At 36.8% G+C, this 277-nt stretch carries 1 pseudogene; it reads left to right on the top strand.

The window, feature by feature from the left end:
• Window positions 1–277, top strand: a pseudogene (locus CWC11_RS22715) (AMP-binding protein); the annotation flags it as partial.

Below are 277 nucleotides of genomic sequence, written 5' to 3'. Positions count from 1 at the left end.
TTCATGATTCTGGTGGGAACTTACTGCCAATTGGAAGTATTGGTGAAATGGTTATTGGTGGAAATGGGGTTAGTGCTGGTTATTATGGCAAGCCAGAATTGAATAGCATTAAATTTTATACTGTATCAAATCCAAATTTAATGCGTTACTACCGTACTGGTGATTTGGCAAAGTTACGTTCAGATGGTGAATTAGAATATATAGGGCGTATTGACGAACAAATTAAATTACGAGGCTATAGAATCGAGCTAGGAGAGATTGAAGCTCAAATCAACCA

The organism is Pseudoalteromonas sp. S3178, from assembly GCF_005886985.1.
Taxonomy (GTDB): domain Bacteria; phylum Pseudomonadota; class Gammaproteobacteria; order Enterobacterales; family Alteromonadaceae; genus Pseudoalteromonas; species Pseudoalteromonas carrageenovora.
Note: the sequence above shows the minus strand (reverse complement) of the source record. Positions and strands in the feature narration are given on the sequence as shown.